Genomic DNA, 853 nt, shown 5'->3' with positions numbered 1-853 from the left:
TGCAATCAAAGAAGGTGTCGGTAAATTGACTGGCGACAAGAAAACAGAAAAAGAAGGGGCTGCTGAAAAAGTAGTTTCTAAAGTTAAAGAAGTCGCAGAAGACGCAAAAGAAGCCGTTGAAGGCGCAATCGAAGGCGTTAAAAATATGATTAAAGGTGATGATAAATAATAGTTATCTTTCAATCGTAAATAGTTAATCTTTTAAGCACTCTAAATTCTATAGTTTTAGCTCAATCATAGAAGTTAGGGTGCTTTTTAATCAAATGTTTTAAGAAAGTGTTACTATTCTGTATGTTTTAGGGGATCTAAAAAAGATTTTTTATGATATACGCAATTGGCGATATCTCTGCGTTGCACTTATAAATTGGTGAGAATATACACAATTTTTAATTTATTTTATGCATCAAATAAACATACATAATATAGAAGAAAACAAAGAATTATAAAAAACATATTCAAATAAAACAGATATATAAATCAACATATAACGACATAACTCAGCATATATTTGCTATTTTTGAAAGCGGAAACAATGCTACTATTTAGGTCTTTTGTTTTATAACTTAATATATTTCAACAAATTTAAAAAAGGCAAACATTTTAGTTGACTTGCCATAAATAATGCAGTATGATTATATTAATCTTAGAAAAGAAAGCGTTTGAATTTTTATTCAATAAGAAATTTTTAGCTAAAAATCAAAATAATAAAAACAATTAAAATGTTATATTCTTCATTCTTACTTATTGAATATTGTTTAAATAACTTTTCTTTGAGATAGAAAGGAGGCCCATTATGCTTTGGTCTATTATTATAGGAGGCCTTATCGGTCTCGTAGCGGGTGGAGTCACTAAA

The 853-nt window shown here is 28.0% G+C and carries 1 protein-coding gene; it reads left to right on the top strand.

Annotated elements, in window-relative coordinates:
• Positions 1-169 (top strand): CsbD family protein (locus tag ACLOR3_RS10645; protein WP_412037218.1); only part of this gene is annotated, 169 nt, incomplete at its 5' end.
• Between the last annotated feature and the right edge of the window lie 684 nt (positions 170-853).

Origin of the sequence: Streptococcus intestinihominis, assembly GCF_046824975.1 — a bacterium.
Lineage (GTDB): Bacteria > Bacillota > Bacilli > Lactobacillales > Streptococcaceae > Streptococcus.
This window is presented reverse-complemented; position numbering and strand designations above follow the sequence as displayed.